Consider the following 17,478-nt stretch of genomic DNA (forward strand, 5'->3'; position numbering starts at 1 on the left):
CCACCATTCACTGCCGCCGACACGCCATGAGCCAGATCCATTCCGACACCGCATTCCGTAACAAGCGCCACCAGGCCAAAGATCTGAGCGCACCGCATTTGCGAGCACTGCGCAAGGAGCTGCTGCTGGTGCGTGCGGATGTCGAGCGTATGGAGCTCGCTCAAGCGACCATCGAGTTGCGACAGGCGGTCACGCACTTCAGCTGGCTCAAATTTATCCTGCCGGGCTTCGGTGGCATGCGCGTCGGCAAGGGCTCGAAGGCGAGCTTTATCAACGCGGGGAGCATCGGCGCCCTTCTCAAACAGTATCCGCTCATCAGCTCGATCGTATCGATCCTCCTCGCCAAGCCACTGCGTACGACGGTCGTGGCCGGCGCCAAACCGGTGCTCAAGTGGGGCAGTCTTGCGCTTGCCGGGTGGGAAGGCTACCGGATCTGGCAGCAGATGAAGCGAGATTCGGCGGCCTCGTCTGGCAACAAGGCTGAATCCACGGACAGCGGTTACTGAGGGCAGACACTGCGGGCCGTGTCGCCTCGGCTTGGCTCGCTAGCTTGTATTCCAGCAGTCGTTGCTAATGGACGTCGAACCGCTTGCCCCGTTTTTGTTGCCGCGTAATCCTGTCGCATCGAGCGTGAAAATGCCGCATGTGTCGTCGCGCATCGGGCCGGATTCGCTCGGCGCTGCCTCGATCGCATAGCCACCGTTTGCATCGTCCGCGGGCAGCACATGCAGGCGATAGACAGGCGTGCCGAATTGCGGCGCCTGATCGAGGCCGGGGGGCAATGTCGGCGCGCTGTCACTTGCCGCTCCTTCGACGAATTGGGCCGCGCGATAGAGCGCGGACGCCGCGTCGATTCGATGAGTTCGCGCAATATGGCTGCGATACGAAGGCACGGCAAAGACGGCCAGCGTAGCGGCGATCGCTAGCGTAATCATCAACTCGAGCAGCGTGAACGCGGATGCATGCGGCTTCATGTCGCCTCCGTCAAAAAGGTCTGGCGGCAACGCGTCGCCAATGACGTTCGATTTTCTGTCCGTCGATCACCAGTTCCATTTGCAGCCATACCTGCGACTCGCTGACGCGGCCGAAGCCGCGTGAAGTCAATAAATACGCCCGAGCATCGGCACGAGTGGCTAGACGCCAGGCCTCGATCAGACATTGCGGCGCACGCAGCGAGCCGGGCCATTGCGCCACCGGCGTAACGGCGCCTGCTTCGAATGCGGCTGCGAGTTTCCATTGTGTCGGCTCACCGGCCGCGACCGGCGGCGGTGCTCCGGACTGCGCGCTTGCAGCCGCGATGACACTGCGTGCGCATAAGGTCAACGCTGAATCCGCGGCGTGAAAGGCCTGCAAGTAGTCGCGGACGTTGGTCGTGCCGCGCGCTGCTGCGAGTGAGGTTTCGAACCAGGCGGCGGAAGTGACCAACATCATTGTTGAAATCAGCAGGACGATCGGCAGCACCATGCCGCGTTGGCGAGCGCGTGACACGTTGCGACCCGTTCGGCTTGGGCCTGACAAGATTGCCGGGTCATCGTGGCATCCAACGCACTTCCCGTCCGTGCAGCTCGGCCGCATTTCCCTTCGTCGTTTTGTCACAGCGAGTCCTCCACGTGGTTGCGTGTCGCCACACGCCGCGAGAACGCCTGTCGCCGCCGCGAGTCAGCGGCGAGAGCGCTCACGCCGTCGCAATCGACATAGCGCGCACGCTGTTGTCCCTGCGGCGCGCCGCGCACGAGCACACAGAGATCGACGGCGACGACCTTCGCCCATTGATCAGCCATCACGGCCGACGCGTCGATTGCGGCCAATCCGCCGGCCAACCAGTACTTGATCCGCAAGCGTTCGACGCCTTCGACCAGCGGTTGAGCGGACCCCGTCTTGCCGTTGCCCTCGCAGTAAAGCTCCGGCTCGCCGGTCGAACCGCTTGTTCTCGCGAAGTACCGGTTGACGACCAGCACGCCCTGGTCGCCGAGTGCCGCGTTGCTGCCAGTCACGGCCTGGCCGAGGCAGTCGGTCGTTTGTCCGGTGGTCGATGGCCATGTGGAGATGTTGTCGCCCACGTAGCGGACCGCGACACCGTCCGAGTGGCTGGGCAAGGTCTCGCAAGCGAGGCTATCGTCCGCGCCGGTCGGGCGGCCGCCCGAGCATCCGAACATCGGCGCGGGACTGTTGTAACGTGCGACGTCCGCGGGCACGAAGCCTGCCATTTGCAGTTGCTGGCCAATCAGCGTCAGCGCTGTCAGACCGGCCTCGCGAATCCGCATCGCATCGCTCGCGTGCTCGAACGCGCTCCGCTGCGTCGTATAGAGCGAGACTGCACCCGCGGTCACCAGTAGCCCCAGCGCCATAGCGATCACGAATTCGATCAGGGTGTGGCCGTAAGCAGGATTCGAACGCCGCATCATTTTGCAAACGCCAGCGCCACGCATGAAGAGCCCGCCGGAAGATCCGCTCCGCCGCAGGACGCGGGCTTGTCGATGACATCGTCGGAATGCGGCATGTCGCGCAGTGATGTCCATGTCACGCGAGCAGCCGACACACCACCGTTGTCTCCCACCGAGGCTTCGCCATGCGGCAAAAGTACCGTGGCCCGTGCGTCCCATTGCCTGATTGCGGAGTCGCCAGCGGAGGGTGCGCTCATCGCTTCCGCGACGGAATCCGCGATCCAGGCAGCATGTTCGCGCATGGACATCGCGCGGGCTTCGCGTGCGGTCCACAACTGACCGGCGATCAAACCTAGTGCGGTGACTGCCATCAACGCGACCGCCAGCATGACCTCGATCAATGAACTGCCGCGACACTTCGACTCGCTGCGGCGCGAGTGCCGGCTCTGCGAATATCGGCTCATGACGCCGCTCCGCATGCACCTTCGACAATGCGCGCGCGGCCGCCCGCCGCGATACGAATGCAACGTCGCCACTTGTCCCCTTGCGTCGCCCTGGACGGCGCACGCGGCGCGATATCAAAACTGCGAAAGGTGCCGATCAATTGCCCCGCCGGCGGCGTAAACGTGAGATTCGTCTGCGTGCCGACGATGCTCACGGCCGCAAGCAGCGGTTGCGCACGCAATAGCGATAGCGTGCCGCCTCGTTCGGCCAGGACTGCCCAGCCGCACGACCAGTCAGCGACGCCATTGCCGCACGGCTGCCCGGCGGCAAGACAATGCCGCGCGGCGTCGATCCGGCACACGGTGACGCGTGCGCCTCGGCGTAACGCCTCACTGCGCGCATAAGCGAGCGTCGATGCAAGCGCCTTTGCGCGGGCGTCGACCTGGTCGCGTACGTACCACGCTACGAACGACGGCGTGGCCATCACAGCGATGACAGCCAGCAGCGCGACGACGGCCAGCGTTTCGACAAGCGTAAAGCCGCGGTATCGCGGTGGACGGACTGCATTTCGATTCATCTGCATCCCTGATCGATTCGAAGAATGCAGTCAATCTAGCGATTTGCAAATCGCTCAACAATCGGCCGAATGGCCAGGTGGCACTCAGACGCTATCCCGCGCAAGAATGCACGCGACGAACCATAACGGCAGCGGGGGATACAGATGCGCGAAACAACGCGGGAGAAAACGGCGACTCAAACGCGACGCGAGATGCGACTACGTTCAGCGTTTGCGGGGGGGCTTGGGAGGAGAAGAGGCGCGGCGAAATTCTTCGATCACGTCTTCGAATTCCGAGACGTCTTCGAAGCGCCGGTAGACGGAAGCGAAACGAACGTAGGCAATAGTATCGAGCGCGCGCAACTCGTTCATCACAAGTTCACCGAGGCGCTCGCTGCGCACTTCGCGCTCGCCGCTACCGAGCAACAGATACTCGATACGGGCAACCGCCGCGTCGATCGCGTCCGCTGCCACCGGGCGCTTGCGCAGCGCCAGTTGCATGCTCGCGACGATCTTGCGACGGTCGAATTCGGTGCGGCTGCCATCCTTCTTGACGACCGACGGCAACGCCAGCTCGACCCGCTCATACGTCGTAAAACGTTTGTCGCAGGCCGGGCAGCGGCGGCGCCGGCGAATCGTCGCGCCGTCTTCGGATACGCGCGAGTCGACCACTTGCGTATCGGCGTGACGGCAGAAGGGGCAATGCATGGCGGCTTAGCGGTAAACCGGGAAGCGCTGGGTCAGCTCAGCGACTTGTCCGCGCACACGTTCGATCGTGGCCGCGTCTTCCGGGTTATCCAGCACGTCGGCGATCAGGTTACCCACCTGCTCCGCTTCCTTCACGCCAAAGCCGCGCGTGGTCATGGCCGGCGAGCCGAGACGCACGCCGCTCGTCACGAACGGCTTTTCCGGATCGTTCGGGATCGCGTTCTTGTTGACGGTGATGTGAGCGGCGCCCAGCGCGGCTTCAGCAACCTTGCCGGTGATCTTCTTCGCACGCAGGTCGACGAGCATCACGTGGCTTTCAGTGCGGCCCGACACGATGCGCAGACCGCGCTTGACCAGCGTCTCAGCCAGCACGCGCGCGTTTTCGACGACTTGCTGCTGATAGGCCTTGAACTCCGGCGACAGCGCTTCCTTGAACGCGACAGCCTTGCCGGCGATCACGTGCATCAACGGACCGCCTTGAATGCCCGGGAAGATTGCCGAATTGATCTGCTTTTCGAACTCGGCCTTCATCAGGATCACGCCGCCGCGCGGGCCGCGCAGGCTCTTGTGCGTGGTGGTGGTGACGAAGTCGGCGTGCGGCACCGGATTCGGATAGACGCCCGCGGCGATCAGGCCGGCGTAATGCGCCATGTCGACCATGAAGTACGCGCCGATCGACTTGGCGATCTTCGACAGGCGTTCGAAATCGATACGCAGCGCGAACGCGGAGGCGCCCGCCACGATCAGCTTCGGCTTGTGTTCCTGAGCGAGCTTCTCCGCGGCGTCGTAGTCGATGTCCTCGGCTTCGTTCAGGCCGTAGCTGACCACGTTGAACCACTTGCCCGACATGTTGACCGGCGAACCGTGCGTGAGGTGGCCACCGTGCGCGAGGCTCATGCCCATGATCGTGTCGCCCGGCTTGAGCATGGCGAAGAACACGCCCTGGTTGGCTTGCGAGCCGGAGTTCGGCTGCACGTTGGCGGCTTCGGCGCCGAACAGTTGCTTCACGCGGTCGATCGCCAGCTGCTCGGCGACGTCGACGTACTCGCAGCCGCCGTAGTAGCGCTTGCCCGGATACCCTTCAGCGTACTTGTTCGTGAGTTGCGAGCCTTGCGCAGCCATGACAGCCGGGCTCGTGTAGTTTTCCGACGCGATCAGCTCGATATGCTCTTCCTGACGGCGGTTTTCCTGCTCGATGACCTTCCAGAGTTCAGGATCGACGTTGGCGATGGTGCTTTGGGCTCTGTCAAACATACGGATTCCGTTGAATGTGTTCAGGTTGACCGGATCGTGCGCCGAATCTTGCGTAGAGGGTACGCAGCGCTGCTGGCGGCTGGGCCAGCCCTGACGTGGCGGATGGAGAGTCGCCGCACACGCGAGGCAGGACAGCCACCGTCAGCGCAGATCAATGCGCGCGGATCACGGCTGCCCAGGCGAACGGCAAAACGGCACCCTGCGCTTCACGGTGGGTTGTTCCACCTTGAACCCGGTTGCTTGAACCGGTTCTATCGCCAGTCACGCAGGGATGAGCGCGTTAGTTTATTGGAAGAGGATCGAATAGGCAACCAGCTTCCGGCCGCTGCCGCAGGCGCTCGCCGGGCGGCCCGCAGCGCCCTCTTGCGCGGCGCGCAAACATCTGAGGAAAGTCCTGCGGAAACCCGCGGCGCGTCCCTGCCACGGCCACTCGTACGGCTGGTTCATCCTTGCCGCAGCGCCGCAATGGAAGTAGGCTTGGGGCCTTTCTCTCTTACCAGCCTGGGAACCACTGTAATGATCGTGTTCGTCACCGGAGCGTCCGCGGGATTCGGCGCCGCCATCGCTCGCGCCTTCGTCAAAGGCGGCCATCGCGTCGTCGCCACCGCACGCCGCAAGGACCGCCTGCAAGAACTCGCCGACGAACTCGGCGACGCACTTCTGCCGTACGAACTCGACGTCCGCGACCGCGCCGCCGTCGAAGCCGTACCGGCCTCGCTGCCGGCCGATTTCGCCGCAGTCGACGTGCTGGTCAACAATGCCGGCCTCGCACTCGGTATCGAACCGGCGCAAAAAGCGAGTCTCGACGAATGGAACACCATGATCGAGACCAACTGCACCGGACTCGTTCAAGTCACCCACGCGCTCCTGCCCGGCATGGTGGAGCGCAATCGCGGCCACATTTTCAATCTCGGCTCGGCGGCCGGCAGCTGGCCCTACGCGGGCGGCAACGTGTACGGCGCCACCAAAGCGTTCGTGCATCAGTTCAGCCTGAATCTGCGCGCCGATGTCGCCGGCACCGCGCTGCGGGTGACGAACGTCGAACCGGGTCTGTGCGGCGGTACCGAGTTCTCGAACGTGCGCTTTCGCGGCGACGATGAAAAGGCCGGCAAAATGTACGAAAACGTGCAGCCGCTGACGCCTGAAGACATCGCCGACTCGATCTACTGGATCGCCACACGCCCGGCGCACGTCAACATCAACACGATCGAACTGATGCCGGTGGCTCAATCGTTCTCCGCTTTGTCCGTTCATCGCGGCTGAAAAACGCGACTGAGGGCCGCCGGACGGGGCACACATCTTGAAACAGACCTTGGGGTGTGCGTTCCGGTAAAATGCGCCGCATGAATATGTCGACCAGCCAGCCCGGCGCGGAAATCGGCTACACGTGGCCGATTCGCGTGTACTACGAAGATACCGACGCCGGCGGCATCGTGTTTTACGCGAACTACCTTAAGTTTTTCGAACGGGCGCGCACCGAATGGCTGCGCGCGTGCGGCGTCGACCAGAATCGGCTCGCGGACGAAACGGGCGCGATTTTCATCGTCCGCAGCACCGCGGTCGATTATCGGGCGCCGGCCCGGCTCGACGACGTGGTCAACGTGGTCAGCCGGATCGAGCGGCTCGGCAGAGCGTCGGTCGATTTCGCGCAGGAAGCGTGGCGGGACGGCACGCTGCTTGCTACCGGGTCCATCCGGGTCGGCTGCGTGGACCGCATTGCGCTGCGGCCGGCCGCGATTCCTCCGCCGGTTCTCGCCGCCTTGCGGCGCGGGCCAAGCGTGAGCGAGCCCGGCGTGTCAACGGACAATGACTGAACCCCGTTGTTACGGGGCCAGTGAACTCGTAACGATCAAGCAACACAAAGCATGGTTCGGCTTGCAATATCGCCGATGCTTCCGTTTTGCTCACGGCAAGCTTCGAGCGGCCTTGCAGCCGGACGCCCCCTTCCGGGACGTTAAAACGAACCTTTATGAACACTACACAAGATCTGTCGATCGTTTCACTCGTACTCAACGCGAGCCTGCTGGCGCAGGCTGTCATGGCTCTGCTGCTGTTGCTGTCGCTGTTGTCCTGGACTTTCATCTTCCGCAAGTGGTTTGCGATCCGCCGGGCGCGCGCGCAAACTGAGCGTTTCGAACGCGATTTCTGGTCGGGCGGCGACCTGCAGGCGCTTTATCAAAGTGCGGCGAACAACCGCCACACGATCGGCGCGCTGGAACGGATTTTCGAGTCCGGCATGCGCGAATTCCTGAAAGGCAAGGAAAAGCGCCTGAACGATTCGGGCGCGATTCTCGACGGCGCACGGCGGGCCATGCGTGCCGCGTTCCAGCGTGAAATGGACGTGCTCGAAGCCAACCTCGCGTTTCTCGCGTCGGTCGGCTCGGTCAGCCCGTATATCGGTCTGTTCGGCACGGTGTGGGGGATCATGAATGCGTTCCGCGGCCTCGCCAACGTGCAGCAGGCCACGCTCGCCAACGTCGCGCCGGGCATCGCCGAAGCGCTGACCGCCACCGCGATCGGCCTGTTCGCCGCGATTCCGGCCGTGGTTGCCTACAACCGCTACGCGCACGATATCGACCGTCTGGCAATCCGCTTCGAGACTTTCATCGAAGAGTTCTCGAATATCCTGCAGCGTCAGGCACAGTAAGGAGTCCACGATGGCAGGCTCTCGCTCCTCCAGCATGCGCGGCAGCCGCTCGCGCCGCGCGATGGCCGACATCAACGTCGTGCCGTATATCGACGTGATGCTCGTGCTGCTCGTGATCTTCATGGTGACCGCGCCGCTCGTGGCCCCGTCGATCGTCAATCTGCCGACCGTGGGCGGCGCGGCGCCTCAGCAGCAAACGCCGCCCGTGATCGTGAACATTCGCGCGGACGGCAACATGAGCGTCAAGTACAAGGACGACTCGGGTGCGCAGCAGCAGGAGAACATGACGAAAGCCGATCTGAACGGCTTCATCGCCGACCGTGCACAGTCGCATCCTGACCAGCCCGTCGTGATCGCCGCCGACAAGACCGTCAAGTACGAAGTCGTGATGAACGTGATGTCCGAACTGAAAGCTCGCGGCGTCAAGCGCGTTGGATTGCTCGTCAAATCGCAATGATCCGCAAGAATTCCGAATACCCGCTCCAGCCACCGCGTGAACGCGGCACCGGGCGAGCCTTTGTGTTCGCGCTGGTGATGCACGCGCTGCTCGGGTTCTTCCTGTATCACGGCATTCAGTGGCAAAACAGTACGCCCGAAGGCGCGGAAGCGGAGCTGTGGACAGAAGTGCCGGATACGGCGATCCCGCGTCCCGTTCCGCCGCCGCCCGTGCCGGTGGCCCCTCCTCCGCCGGTGCGAGATGAACAGGCCGACATCGCGCTGCAGGAAAAGAAGCGCCAGCAACAGGAGGCGGCTCGCCAGGCCCAGTTGGCTGAACAGCAACGTCAGCAGAAGCTGCAGGCGCAACAGGAAGCCGAAGCGAAGCGTCAGCAGCAACTGGCGGCCGACCAGGCAGCGCAGCTCGCCGCGCAGAAGGCTGCGGCAGCCAAGCAGAAGCAGCAGCAACAGCAGCAGGCCGACAAGCTGAAGCAGCAGCAATTGGCCGACCAGCAAAAGCAGCAGCAGTTGAAGGAGCAGCAGCAGGAACAGCAGAAGCAAGCCGAGGCTGAAGCGCAGAAGAAGGCCGATGCGCAGAAAGCGGCGAAGGCCAAGGCGCAAGCCGACGCCGCGGCGCAGGCGAAGAAAGTGGATGCGGAACGTCGCGCACGCCTCGCGCAGATGCAGGGCCTCGCGACTGGCGGCACCGGCTCGACGACCAGCGATGGTCTCGGCAAGAGCGGCACGGGCAGCGGCTCGGGTGGCACGGCGACATCGCCGGGGTACTCGGACAAGGTGCGTCGTGCGGTACGCCCGAATATCTCGTGGGGCGGCGAAACGAGCGGTCTGGAGACGGTGGTCTCCGTGCGCTGTTCACCAACGGGCACCTTGCTGGGCGCAACGATTTCGCGCAGCAGCGGCAACCCCGCATGGGACGACGCCGCACTGCGGGCCGTCCAACGTACCGATCCGATGCCACAGGACATCAATGGCAAGACACCGACCAACTTCCTGATTACGTTGCGCCCGGCCGGTTGAGTCCAGTAGTTTGACAGTCAGTTGACAGCAGACGCCGCGCCCCGCCCACCGGGGCGTGCTCGGGAACGAATCAGTTCTTTTCGGGTCTGTCTGCTGTCTTGAAGCGTTAGTAAAACCGTTTTTGGGGAATCCATACAGCATGAGTTTGATGACCAAGCTAGGCCTGCGGACACTTGTAGCGTCGTGCCTGATCGCCGTCGGCGGCGCCGCCCACGCACAACTCAACGTCCTCGTGACAGGCGTCGGGTCCACCCAGTTTCCGATCGCAACGGCGAATTTCGCCAATGAAGCGAACTCGCCGCAACAGGTCAGCACGATCGTGCGCCAGGACCTGCAACGCAGCGGCAAATTCACGAACATCGACGCGGGCTCCACGCCGATTTCCGAAACCGATTCCGTCGACCTCGGCAGCTGGAAGGCCAAGGGCGCCAACGCATTCGTGTCGGGCAGCGTGAACCGCCTGCCGAACGGCCAGTACGAAGTGCGCTTCAAGCTGTACGACACCGTCAAGGGCGAAAGCCTCGGCGGCCTCGTGCTGGTGAGCCCGGAAAGCGGCTTGCGCATGAGCGCGCACAAGGTCGCGGACTACATCTACGCGAAGCTGATGGGCGGCCGCGGCGTGTTCGCCACGCGCCTGTCGTACGTCATCAAGACGGGCGGCCGTTATCAATTGCAGATCTCCGATTCGGACGGCCAGGACGCGCATATCGCGCTGTCGAGCCCCGAGCCGATCATCTCGCCGGCATGGTCGCCTGACGGCACCAAGGTCGCTTACGTTTCGTTCGAAAAGAAGAAGCCGATCGTCTACATCCACGATCTGCCTACGGGCCGTCGCGTGGTCGTTTCGGACCAGAAGGGCAATAACAGTGCACCGGCATGGTCGCCGGATGGACGCACGCTGGCCGTCGCGCTCTCGCGCACCGGCAACACGCAGATTTTCGCCGTCAATGCGGACGGCAGCGGCCTGCGCCGTCTCACGCAAGGCAGCTCGATCGACACCGAACCGTGCTTCTCGCCTGACGGCCAGTCGATCTATTTCACCAGCGACCGTGGCGGCCAGCCGCAGATTTACAAGATGTCAGCGCAGGGCGAAAGCGCCGGCGCCGCTCAGCGCGTCACGTTCACGGGCAGCTACAACACCAGTCCGCGCGTGAGCCCGGACGGCAAACAGCTCGCTTACATCTCGCGCGTCGGCGGCGGGTTCAAGCTTTATATCCAGGACCTGCAGGGCAACACCGCCACAGGCCTGACGGACACGACACATGACGAATCGCCGAGCTTCGCGGCGAACGGTCAGTACATTCTTTACGCCACACAGGTGAACGGCCGTGGCGTGTTGGCCGCAGTATCGACCGACGGTCGCACTCGGCAGGTCCTGTCCGTTCAGGGTGGCAGCGTACGCGAGCCGTCCTGGGGCCCGTTTATGCAATAACGTTGATGCAATAACACAAGGAGAGTACTCAAATGATGTCAAAACTTCGCTTCGCTTTCGCCGTATTGATGGTTGGTGCGCTGGCCGCATGTCACTCGGGCGTCAAGCTCGACGAAAACGCTAACAAGGGTGGCGCAGTCTCGACGCAGCCGAACCCGACCGATGTCGCACAGGTCAACGTCGACCCGCTGAACGATCCGAACAGCCCGCTCGCCAAGCGCAGCATTTACTTCGACTTCGACAGCTACTCGGTCAAGGACGATTATCAGTCGCTGCTGCAACAACACGCGCAGTACCTGAAGAGCCATCCGCAACGCCACGTCCTGATCCAGGGCAACACCGACGAACGCGGCACCAGCGAGTACAACCTGGCACTCGGCCAGAAGCGTGCTGAAGCTGTGCGCCGTTCGCTGTCGCTGATGGGCGTGACGGACTCGCAAATGGAAGCCGTGAGCCTCGGCAAGGAAAAGCCGCAAGCTACCGGTCATGACGAATCGTCGTGGGCACAGAACCGCCGCGCCGACCTCGTGTACCAACAGTAAGTAACGGGTGATGAGCCGAATGACGCATCGTTTCTCCTGGCTGCGGTTTGCCGCAGCGGCCTGCGTCGCAGGCACGGCCTTCGCGGCTGTGCCCGCGCATGCGGGCATCTTCGACGACGATCAGGCCCGTCAGGCCATTCTCGATCTGCGTTCGAAGACCGATAGCCTGTCGAGTCAGTTGTCGGCCGCGCAGCGCACGATCCTCGATCAGTCCAACCGTCTCGACCAGTTGAACCAGCAGGTCGCTACGCTGCGTGGGCAGAACGAGGACATGGCCAACCAGCTCGCCACGGTGCAAAAGCAGCAAAAGGACTACTACACCGATCTGGACACGCGTCTGAAGAAATTCGAGCCGCAGCAGCAGACGGTGGACGGCGTCCAGGGCGAGGTGCAGCCGGGTGAGACCGATTCGTTCAACGCGGCTTCGCAGCAGTTCCGCAACGGCGACTTCAAGAATGCGGCGGCGTCGTTCCGCACCTTCATCTCCAAGTTCCCGAACAGCCCTTACCAGCCGACCGCGCAGTACTGGCTCGGCAACGCGCTGTATGCACTGCGCGACTACAAGGGTTCGACGGCGACCTGGCAGGGTGTGGTGCAGAAATATCCGCAGCATCCGCGGGCGCCGGAAGCGCTACTGGCAATTGCGAACAATCAGCTCGAGCAAGGTCAGAAGGCTGCGGCCAAGAAGACGCTGGAGCAGATCGTCGCGCAATACGGCGGCTCGGACGTCGCGCAGTCGGCCCAGAGCAAGCTGTCGCAGATCAAGTAGTTCATACTGTTTGAGTAGCTGGCAGTAACGCGCAGTGTCCGACGTCATAGCCACGCGCGCCTCTCGCTGGAAAGCCCGGGTAGTGATGCCCGGGCTTTTCACTATCTGAAGTGCTGATAGCTCGGATGGCCGTGACGGGTTGACAGCGCGCCGCGGCTATCGCTATAATTTCGCTTCTCTTTTGGGTCGTTAGCTCAGCTGGTAGAGCAGCGGACTTTTAATCCGTTGGTCACAGGTTCGAATCCCGTACGGCCTACCAAAAGATTCAAGGGCTTGCACGCGTTTGTGTGCGAGCCCTTTTCTTTTTGCGGTTCGGGCTACGTCATGTGTCCCCGCGTGACGCCGCTGCCGTCACCGGCAAATGTGGTGGCTTTTTCACGCCGGCTCCCTTCTGCACTTCCCCTTCTCGCGCGCATCAGCACCCAAACTCGTGCAAGAACGCCCGCAAAATTTATATCACAGCCGCATATAATTGCCGATCAGCGGCTGCCCGCTTTCCTGCGGAAATCTTCGCGTACGCCGACATCTTTTTTGATGACCGCAGACTTTTCCCACAACACTCGCCACCATTTCACACAACGCGATCAGCATTTTCCAGCGTCCAATCTGACCGGCACAAACAGGAAACAACGGATACCGAACAGAACATTTATTGAGACATAAAGACGTGCAATGATCGCCGCCGATTCAGCGAAACCCGCTGCGACTCTGCGTGAGCAGACGCTTTGGCAACGCCGCAGCCCCCCTGCGCTTTCATTCCACCGATATGACCAATTTTCTGTTCGACCTGTTCTCGAACCTGGCTTTGCTTGCCTTGGTGCTGGCCGCATGTCACCTGTGCAACCGCTTCATCCCCGGCGCTTCGCTCAACGGCTCGCACATATTCGCCGCATTGGCATCGGTTGCACTCCTGCTCGATGCCGCGCTCACCTTTCTGGTGTTCGCCGACTCGCAAAACCGCTACGGCCAGTTCAGCACATCTACTGCGTTCTTCGAGCGCGGCTGCGCGTACCTGCTTGCAATCATCGCCGCTTTCACGTGGCGCCGTGTCGCGCGGGGCGCGAAAGTCGGGGCCGGCAAAGCGCTCGTCGTCCACACGTCTCCGTATTCGAAATCGAACCTGCCGATGTAAGGCACGGCAAGCGCCATCGCGTCGAACGCGTCCGCCGAATCGCCTGCTTTTCCCGCCAGACAAGCCACATGAGCAACGGGAACGGTCCTTGCGAATGCCCGCGCCGTCGCCTATAACTTCCGAAGACCGAGTGTTACCCCGAGTTACCGCTTGCGCCCGTCGCCGGGCATTGCCGCTGTATTGCACCACCGCTGTTCAATCAGTCGAAGGCAACTCACCCAACGAGGAACATCTTGGATCTCGAAACCGTACGCGTCTTCATCATGACCCGAGGCATCGACCTCGGCACCAAGGTCGTCGGGGCGATCGTTCTGTGGATCGTCGGCCGTTGGCTCATCGGCCTGATCACCGGCTTACTGCGCAAGGTGCTGGCGCGTAACGGCCGGGTCGATCCCACGCTGGCGCATTATCTCGGCTCGATTCTCGGCGCACTGCTGAACCTGCTGCTGATACTCGCGATCCTGCAGGTGTTCGGTGTCCAGACGACGTCGTTCGCCGCACTGCTCGCCGGCCTCGGCCTCGCCATCGGCACCGCCTGGGGCGGCCTGCTTGCCCACTTCGCGGCGGGTGTATTCATGCAAGTGTTGCGACCGTTCAAAGTCGGCGATTTCGTCACTGCGGGCGGCGTCACCGGCACGGTTTCGGAGTTGGGGCTGTTCGGCACGACCATCGTGACGCCGGACAACGTGACGACCATCGTCGGCAACAACAAGATCTTTTCCGACACGATCTCGAACTACAGCATCCTCCCGGTGCGGCGTGTCGAGCTGACGGCGAAAATCGCCAACGGCGTCGATCCAACGGATGCGATGAACCGGTTGAAGGCCGCCGTCACGCAGATTCCGAATGTGGCAGAGAGTCCCGCGCCGGACATCGAAGTGCTGAGCTTCACGCCGGAAGGCCCCCTGCTTTGCGTGCGGCCTTACGCGCACAACGAGCACTACTGGCAGGTCTACTTCGACACCAATCGCGCGATCATCCAGACGTTCAAGGAAGCCGGCTACCCGACGCCGGAAACGCCGCTGGCGCCGCGTGCGGTGACCTGAGCATCGTCGTGCGACGCGGATTGCTCGCGTCGTCGATTGTTAAATCCACGAGATTCAGAAGTACCAAACGAAAACGGCGTCGCGAGATTCGCGACGCCGTTTTTTCATCTGGCTAGCAGTGCGATAAAAACGTCAGTGGCTACCCGGATTTGACGCGTTCTTACGCATCATCTTCCACACCGCGCCAAGCACGACGGGCACGATCGCCGCGCCGATACCCACCAGCACGATCACATTCAGATACTGACGGATAAACGGAATGTTGCCGAAGAAGTAGCCGAGCAGCGTCAGCAGCAACACCCAGAAAAACGCGCCGGCAAAGTTGAACAACTGAAACCGGCTCACCGTCATTTCCGATGCACCCGCGACGAACGGGGCGAAGGTCCGCACCACCGGAATGAAACGCGCGAGCACGATGGTTTTGCCGCCATGCTTCTCATAGAAGTTGTGCGTCTTCTGCAGCGCGCTGCGATCGAGAAAGCGTTCGAGGAAAGGAATGTGCGAATTGAACACCCGCGGCCCGATGGCTCGCCCGATCATATAGTTCACGGTATTGCCGCCGATGGCCGCCACGAGCAACAACACGATCAGCAAACCAATGTTCATCTCGCCGGTCGCGCAAAAAGCACCGCCGATGAACAGCAGCGAATCGCCTGGCAGAAACGGCAGAATGACGAGCCCGGTTTCGCAGAACACGATCAGAAACAGCACCGCGTAGACCCAGGCGCCGTACACGTGAATAAAGTCTCCGAGGAACTTGTCGATGTGCAAGACAAGGTTGACGAAATGTAGCAACGTGTCCAAAGAGAATCCTTTATTAAGCGAATGTGACGGTGGCGGAAACGGCCGTATCAACAGGCCTGTCAGCGATGGCGGCAAGCGCTCCCTCGCCGCCGGAAATTGACCGCGTCATGATACAGAAAGTGCCCCGCTACAATTAAAAAACTCCCGCGTCGGGGTGCGCTTGCCCGCGCTGCAGGCTTGGCGCGCCGAATCGCTATAATTTCGCCATGTCCGAATTCTCCGAAACGCCTGCCGGCCTCGACGCCGCGGCCGCGATTTCCGCCGCCGCGCCCGCCCCACGCCCGTTACGCGCGATCCAGCCCCTTCCCGATCAGTTGATCAGCCAGATCGCCGCCGGCGAAGTGGTCGAGCGGCCGGCTTCGGTCGTCAAGGAACTGCTGGAAAATGCACTCGATGCGGGCGCGCAGTCGCTGCGCATCCTGCTCGACGAAGGCGGCGTCAAGCGCATCTCGATCACCGACGACGGCTGCGGCATCCCCGAGAACGAACTCGTGCTGGCGCTGATGCGCCATGCCACCAGCAAAATCCGCTCGCTTGCCGAACTGGAAGCGGTTGCTACGCTGGGTTTCCGCGGCGAGGCGCTGGCCTCGATCGCCTCGGTCGCGCAGATGACCATCACGAGCCGCACGGCCGACGCGGCGCACGCGGTGCGCGTGGACGCGGAAACCGGCGTGCTGAGTCCCGCGGCCGGCACTCAGGGCACCACAATCGAAGTCCGCGAGTTGTACTTCAACACGCCGGCGCGCCGCAAGTTTCTGAAGAGCGAGCAGACCGAACTCGGCCATTGTCTCGAACAGATTCGCCGCGCGGCGCTGGCGCGGCCGGATGTCGCGATTTCGGTGCTGCATAACGGCAAGGCGGTCGAACACTGGAACGCCAGCGAGCCGCCGGTGCGGGTTGCGAAGATTCTCGGCGAGACGTTCGCGACGGCCCATCTGCCGCTCGACGAATCCGCCGGACCGCTTGCCGTCTACGGTTGCGCGGGCCTGCCGACCGCGAGCCGCGGACGTGCCGATCAGCAGTATTTTTTCGTCAACGGCCGCTTTGTGCGCGACAAGCTGCTCACGCACGCCGTGCGCGCCGCTTATGAAGATGTCTTGCATGGCGAGCGCTATCCGTCCTACGTGCTGTTCCTCGATCTGCCGCCTGAAGCGGTCGATGTGAACGTGCATCCATCGAAGATCGAAGTGCGGTTCCGCGATTCGCGCTCGATTCACCAGTTCGTGTTCCACGCCGTGCAGCGCGCGCTGGCGCGGCATGCGGGCGCATCGCCGGAAACGACGGCGGGCGGGCATGCGGCGCATCTGGAGCCGTCCGTTGGTGGACCGGCTTCGTTTGGCGCAACGCCGCTGGGTGCGCTGGGTGGAGCGGGCGTCGGCGGTACCAGCTTTGGTGCGGGCAGCGGTGCAAGCGGCATCGGCGGCGGCTTTGGTGGTGCATCAGGCGGCAGCTTCGGAGCGTCGTCACAGCCCGGCAATACCTGGATGCGCCAGGCGCGCATGACGCAAGGTACGCTGCCGGTCGCGCAACCGCTCGCGTTTTACGACGCGCTCTTCGGCCGCAAAGACACCAGCGCCGGCACAGCGGAAGGCGCCACGCTCTTCGAGGCGCGCGATTCGGCTGCCGAATCGCCATCGCCGTACAACACGTCCGCGCCCTACCCGGCCCCCGCTTTTCATGCCGCCGACGAACAGCCTCTCGGCTTCGCACTCGGCCAGATCCACGGCATCTATGTGCTGGCGCAGAACGTGCACGGTCTGGTGATCGTCGACATGCACGCGGCACACGAGCGCATTCTGTACGAGCAGTTCAAAAACGCGTTGGCCGATCGCACGATTGCCGTGCAACCGCTGCTGATCCCGCAATCGATGCAGGCCGACCCGGTCGAAATCGGCACGGTGGAAGAAGAGCGCGACACGCTCGACGCGCTCGGCTTCGACCTCGCCGTACTGTCGCCGACCACGCTCGCGATCCGCGCGGTGCCGGCGCTGCTGAAAGACGCCGATCTGCAGGTGCTGGCGCGCGCGGTCCTCTCCGACCTGCACGCGTTCGGCGGCTCACGCGTGTTGACCGAACGTCAGCACGAACTGCTCGGCACGCTCGCCTGCCATCACGCGGTGCGCGCGAACCGGCGTCTGACGCTCGATGAAATGAACGCGCTGCTGCGTCAGATGGAAGCCACCGAGCGCGCCGATCAATGCAATCACGGGCGTCCCACGTGGTACCAGTTGACGCTGTCCGATCTCGATCGGTTGTTCATGCGTGGTCAGTGACGTGACGCTGTTTC

Annotated in this window: 20 protein-coding genes, 1 tRNA gene and 1 riboswitch; of the genes, 13 read left to right on the forward strand and 8 right to left on the reverse strand. The window is 62.8% G+C overall.

All coding sequences use genetic code 11. The annotated features are described in order from the left end of the window. Positions 1-26 precede the first annotated feature (26 nt). Positions 27-506 (forward strand): DUF3318 domain-containing protein, encoded by a 480-nt coding sequence (locus tag ACQKRQ_RS08010; RefSeq protein ID WP_132375969.1) that lies wholly within the window; start codon positions 27-29, stop codon positions 504-506. A 39-nt stretch (positions 507-545) separates the two neighbouring features. Here the strand turns inward: ACQKRQ_RS08010 and ACQKRQ_RS08015 are convergent, their stop codons facing one another. The 7 genes from ACQKRQ_RS08015 to glyA all read right to left on the reverse strand — a co-directional run bounded on the left by ACQKRQ_RS08015 (position 546) and on the right by glyA (position 5,346). Further along, positions 546-974, reverse strand: coding sequence for a type IV pilin protein (locus ACQKRQ_RS08015; RefSeq protein ID WP_427476278.1), 429 nt, complete (start codon positions 972-974; stop codon positions 546-548). 10 nt (positions 975-984) lie between these two features. Then, on the reverse strand, positions 985-1,464 hold the full coding sequence (locus ACQKRQ_RS08020) for a pilus assembly PilX family protein (RefSeq protein ID WP_427476280.1): 480 nt from the start codon (positions 1,462-1,464) through the stop codon (positions 985-987). A 128-nt stretch (positions 1,465-1,592) separates the two neighbouring features. After that, on the reverse strand, positions 1,593-2,405 hold the full coding sequence (locus tag ACQKRQ_RS08025) for a PilW family protein (protein WP_427476281.1): 813 nt from the start codon (positions 2,403-2,405) through the stop codon (positions 1,593-1,595). Continuing rightward, positions 2,402-2,848 (reverse strand): type IV pilus modification PilV family protein, encoded by a 447-nt coding sequence (locus tag ACQKRQ_RS08030; protein WP_132375971.1) that lies wholly within the window; start codon positions 2,846-2,848, stop codon positions 2,402-2,404. The genes ACQKRQ_RS08025 and ACQKRQ_RS08030 overlap by 4 nt, the downstream gene beginning before the upstream one ends. Then, on the reverse strand, positions 2,845-3,405 hold the full coding sequence (locus ACQKRQ_RS08035; RefSeq protein ID WP_243658212.1) for a GspH/FimT family pseudopilin: 561 nt from the start codon (positions 3,403-3,405) through the stop codon (positions 2,845-2,847). The genes ACQKRQ_RS08030 and ACQKRQ_RS08035 overlap by 4 nt, the downstream gene beginning before the upstream one ends. A 204-nt stretch (positions 3,406-3,609) precedes the next feature. Then, complete coding sequence (gene nrdR / locus ACQKRQ_RS08040; RefSeq protein ID WP_132375973.1) at positions 3,610-4,092, reverse strand: transcriptional regulator NrdR; 483 nt, start codon at positions 4,090-4,092, stop codon at positions 3,610-3,612. Positions 4,093-4,098: 6 nt separating this feature from the next. Beyond that, entirely contained in the window at positions 4,099-5,346 is a 1,248-nt protein-coding gene (glyA, locus tag ACQKRQ_RS08045) for a serine hydroxymethyltransferase (RefSeq protein ID WP_132375974.1), read from the reverse strand. A 166-nt stretch (positions 5,347-5,512) separates the two neighbouring features. Continuing rightward, positions 5,513-5,621: riboswitch (ZMP/ZTP riboswitch) on the reverse strand. Positions 5,622-5,862: 241 nt separating this feature from the next. Between glyA and ydfG the strand changes: the two genes are divergently transcribed. The 11 genes from ydfG (at position 5,863) to ACQKRQ_RS08100 (ending at position 14,387) form a co-directional block, all read left to right on the forward strand. Then, complete coding sequence (ydfG, locus tag ACQKRQ_RS08050; RefSeq protein ID WP_132375975.1) at positions 5,863-6,609, forward strand: bifunctional NADP-dependent 3-hydroxy acid dehydrogenase/3-hydroxypropionate dehydrogenase YdfG; 747 nt, start codon at positions 5,863-5,865, stop codon at positions 6,607-6,609. A 71-nt stretch (positions 6,610-6,680) separates the two neighbouring features. Continuing rightward, complete coding sequence (gene ybgC / locus ACQKRQ_RS08055; RefSeq protein ID WP_427476283.1) at positions 6,681-7,160, forward strand: tol-pal system-associated acyl-CoA thioesterase; 480 nt, start codon at positions 6,681-6,683, stop codon at positions 7,158-7,160. Positions 7,161-7,315: 155 nt separating this feature from the next. After that, the gene (gene tolQ / locus ACQKRQ_RS08060; protein WP_012431821.1) at positions 7,316-7,993 is read left to right on the forward strand and encodes a protein TolQ; all 678 of its coding nucleotides are present in this window, start codon (positions 7,316-7,318) and stop codon (positions 7,991-7,993) included. Positions 7,994-8,003: 10 nt separating this feature from the next. After that, positions 8,004-8,450: a protein TolR gene (gene tolR, locus ACQKRQ_RS08065; protein WP_012431820.1), complete on the forward strand. Its 447-nt coding sequence runs from the start codon at positions 8,004-8,006 to the stop codon at positions 8,448-8,450. After that, entirely contained in the window at positions 8,447-9,466 is a 1,020-nt protein-coding gene (tolA, locus tag ACQKRQ_RS08070; RefSeq protein WP_427476286.1) for a cell envelope integrity protein TolA, read from the forward strand. Before tolR ends, tolA begins: the two co-directional genes overlap by 4 nt. Before the next feature lie 139 nt (positions 9,467-9,605). Further along, complete coding sequence (tolB, locus tag ACQKRQ_RS08075; protein WP_132375978.1) at positions 9,606-10,898, forward strand: Tol-Pal system beta propeller repeat protein TolB; 1,293 nt, start codon at positions 9,606-9,608, stop codon at positions 10,896-10,898. Positions 10,899-10,930: 32 nt separating this feature from the next. Then, a complete protein-coding gene (gene pal, locus ACQKRQ_RS08080; protein WP_035552920.1) occupies positions 10,931-11,440 on the forward strand; it encodes a peptidoglycan-associated lipoprotein Pal in 510 nt (169 codons plus the stop codon). A 19-nt stretch (positions 11,441-11,459) separates the two neighbouring features. After that, positions 11,460-12,209 carry a tol-pal system protein YbgF gene (gene ybgF, locus ACQKRQ_RS08085; RefSeq protein WP_132375979.1) on the forward strand — a complete coding sequence of 250 codons (750 nt, stop codon included), beginning with the start codon at positions 11,460-11,462 and terminating at the stop codon, positions 12,207-12,209. Between the two features lie 183 nt (positions 12,210-12,392). Further along, positions 12,393-12,468: transfer RNA gene (locus ACQKRQ_RS08090), tRNA-Lys, on the forward strand. Between the two features lie 507 nt (positions 12,469-12,975). Then, complete coding sequence (locus ACQKRQ_RS08095) at positions 12,976-13,341, forward strand: hypothetical protein (protein WP_427477148.1); 366 nt, start codon at positions 12,976-12,978, stop codon at positions 13,339-13,341. Between the two features lie 233 nt (positions 13,342-13,574). Continuing rightward, positions 13,575-14,387 carry a mechanosensitive ion channel family protein gene (locus ACQKRQ_RS08100; protein WP_427476289.1) on the forward strand — a complete coding sequence of 271 codons (813 nt, stop codon included), beginning with the start codon at positions 13,575-13,577 and terminating at the stop codon, positions 14,385-14,387. A gap of 132 nt (positions 14,388-14,519) precedes the next feature. On the opposite strand, the gene ACQKRQ_RS08105 is transcribed toward ACQKRQ_RS08100, so the two are convergent. Further along, positions 14,520-15,191 carry a DedA family protein gene (locus ACQKRQ_RS08105; protein WP_132375981.1) on the reverse strand — a complete coding sequence of 224 codons (672 nt, stop codon included), beginning with the start codon at positions 15,189-15,191 and terminating at the stop codon, positions 14,520-14,522. Positions 15,192-15,397: 206 nt separating this feature from the next. Here ACQKRQ_RS08105 and mutL point away from each other — a divergent pair, with 206 nt between their 5' ends. Continuing rightward, a complete protein-coding gene (mutL, locus tag ACQKRQ_RS08110; protein ID WP_427476291.1) occupies positions 15,398-17,464 on the forward strand; it encodes a DNA mismatch repair endonuclease MutL in 2,067 nt (688 codons plus the stop codon). Positions 17,465-17,478: the final 14 nt, after the last annotated feature.

Origin of the sequence: Paraburkholderia sp. NPDC080076, assembly GCF_050281145.1 — a bacterium.
In the GTDB taxonomy this organism is placed as follows: domain Bacteria; phylum Pseudomonadota; class Gammaproteobacteria; order Burkholderiales; family Burkholderiaceae; genus Paraburkholderia.

What these genes read in the sequence shown, in the direction of transcription:
- ACQKRQ_RS08095 (WP_427477148.1), top strand. Translation starts at nt 12,976, where the DNA reads ATGACCAATTTTCTGTTCGACCTGTTCTCGAACCTGGCTTTGCTTGCC.
- ydfG (WP_132375975.1), top strand. Translation starts at nt 5,863, where the DNA reads ATGATCGTGTTCGTCACCGGAGCGTCCGCGGGATTCGGCGCCGCCATC.
- ACQKRQ_RS08035 (WP_243658212.1), bottom strand. Translation starts at nt 3,405, where the DNA reads ATGAATCGAAATGCAGTCCGTCCACCGCGATACCGCGGCTTTACGCTT.
- tolB (WP_132375978.1), top strand. Translation starts at nt 9,606, where the DNA reads ATGAGTTTGATGACCAAGCTAGGCCTGCGGACACTTGTAGCGTCGTGC.
- ACQKRQ_RS08015 (WP_427476278.1), bottom strand. Translation starts at nt 974, where the DNA reads ATGAAGCCGCATGCATCCGCGTTCACGCTGCTCGAGTTGATGATTACG.
- pal (WP_035552920.1), top strand. Translation starts at nt 10,931, where the DNA reads ATGATGTCAAAACTTCGCTTCGCTTTCGCCGTATTGATGGTTGGTGCG.
- nrdR (WP_132375973.1), bottom strand. Translation starts at nt 4,092, where the DNA reads ATGCATTGCCCCTTCTGCCGTCACGCCGATACGCAAGTGGTCGACTCG.
- ybgC (WP_427476283.1), top strand. Translation starts at nt 6,681, where the DNA reads ATGCGCCGCATGAATATGTCGACCAGCCAGCCCGGCGCGGAAATCGGC.
- tolQ (WP_012431821.1), top strand. Translation starts at nt 7,316, where the DNA reads ATGAACACTACACAAGATCTGTCGATCGTTTCACTCGTACTCAACGCG.
- ybgF (WP_132375979.1), top strand. Translation starts at nt 11,460, where the DNA reads ATGACGCATCGTTTCTCCTGGCTGCGGTTTGCCGCAGCGGCCTGCGTC.
- glyA (WP_132375974.1), bottom strand. Translation starts at nt 5,346, where the DNA reads ATGTTTGACAGAGCCCAAAGCACCATCGCCAACGTCGATCCTGAACTC.
- ACQKRQ_RS08025 (WP_427476281.1), bottom strand. Translation starts at nt 2,405, where the DNA reads ATGATGCGGCGTTCGAATCCTGCTTACGGCCACACCCTGATCGAATTC.
- ACQKRQ_RS08030 (WP_132375971.1), bottom strand. Translation starts at nt 2,848, where the DNA reads ATGAGCCGATATTCGCAGAGCCGGCACTCGCGCCGCAGCGAGTCGAAG.
- mutL (WP_427476291.1), top strand. Translation starts at nt 15,398, where the DNA reads ATGTCCGAATTCTCCGAAACGCCTGCCGGCCTCGACGCCGCGGCCGCG.
- ACQKRQ_RS08020 (WP_427476280.1), bottom strand. Translation starts at nt 1,464, where the DNA reads ATGGTGCTGCCGATCGTCCTGCTGATTTCAACAATGATGTTGGTCACT.
- tolA (WP_427476286.1), top strand. Translation starts at nt 8,447, where the DNA reads ATGATCCGCAAGAATTCCGAATACCCGCTCCAGCCACCGCGTGAACGC.
- tolR (WP_012431820.1), top strand. Translation starts at nt 8,004, where the DNA reads ATGGCAGGCTCTCGCTCCTCCAGCATGCGCGGCAGCCGCTCGCGCCGC.
- ACQKRQ_RS08010 (WP_132375969.1), top strand. Translation starts at nt 27, where the DNA reads ATGAGCCAGATCCATTCCGACACCGCATTCCGTAACAAGCGCCACCAG.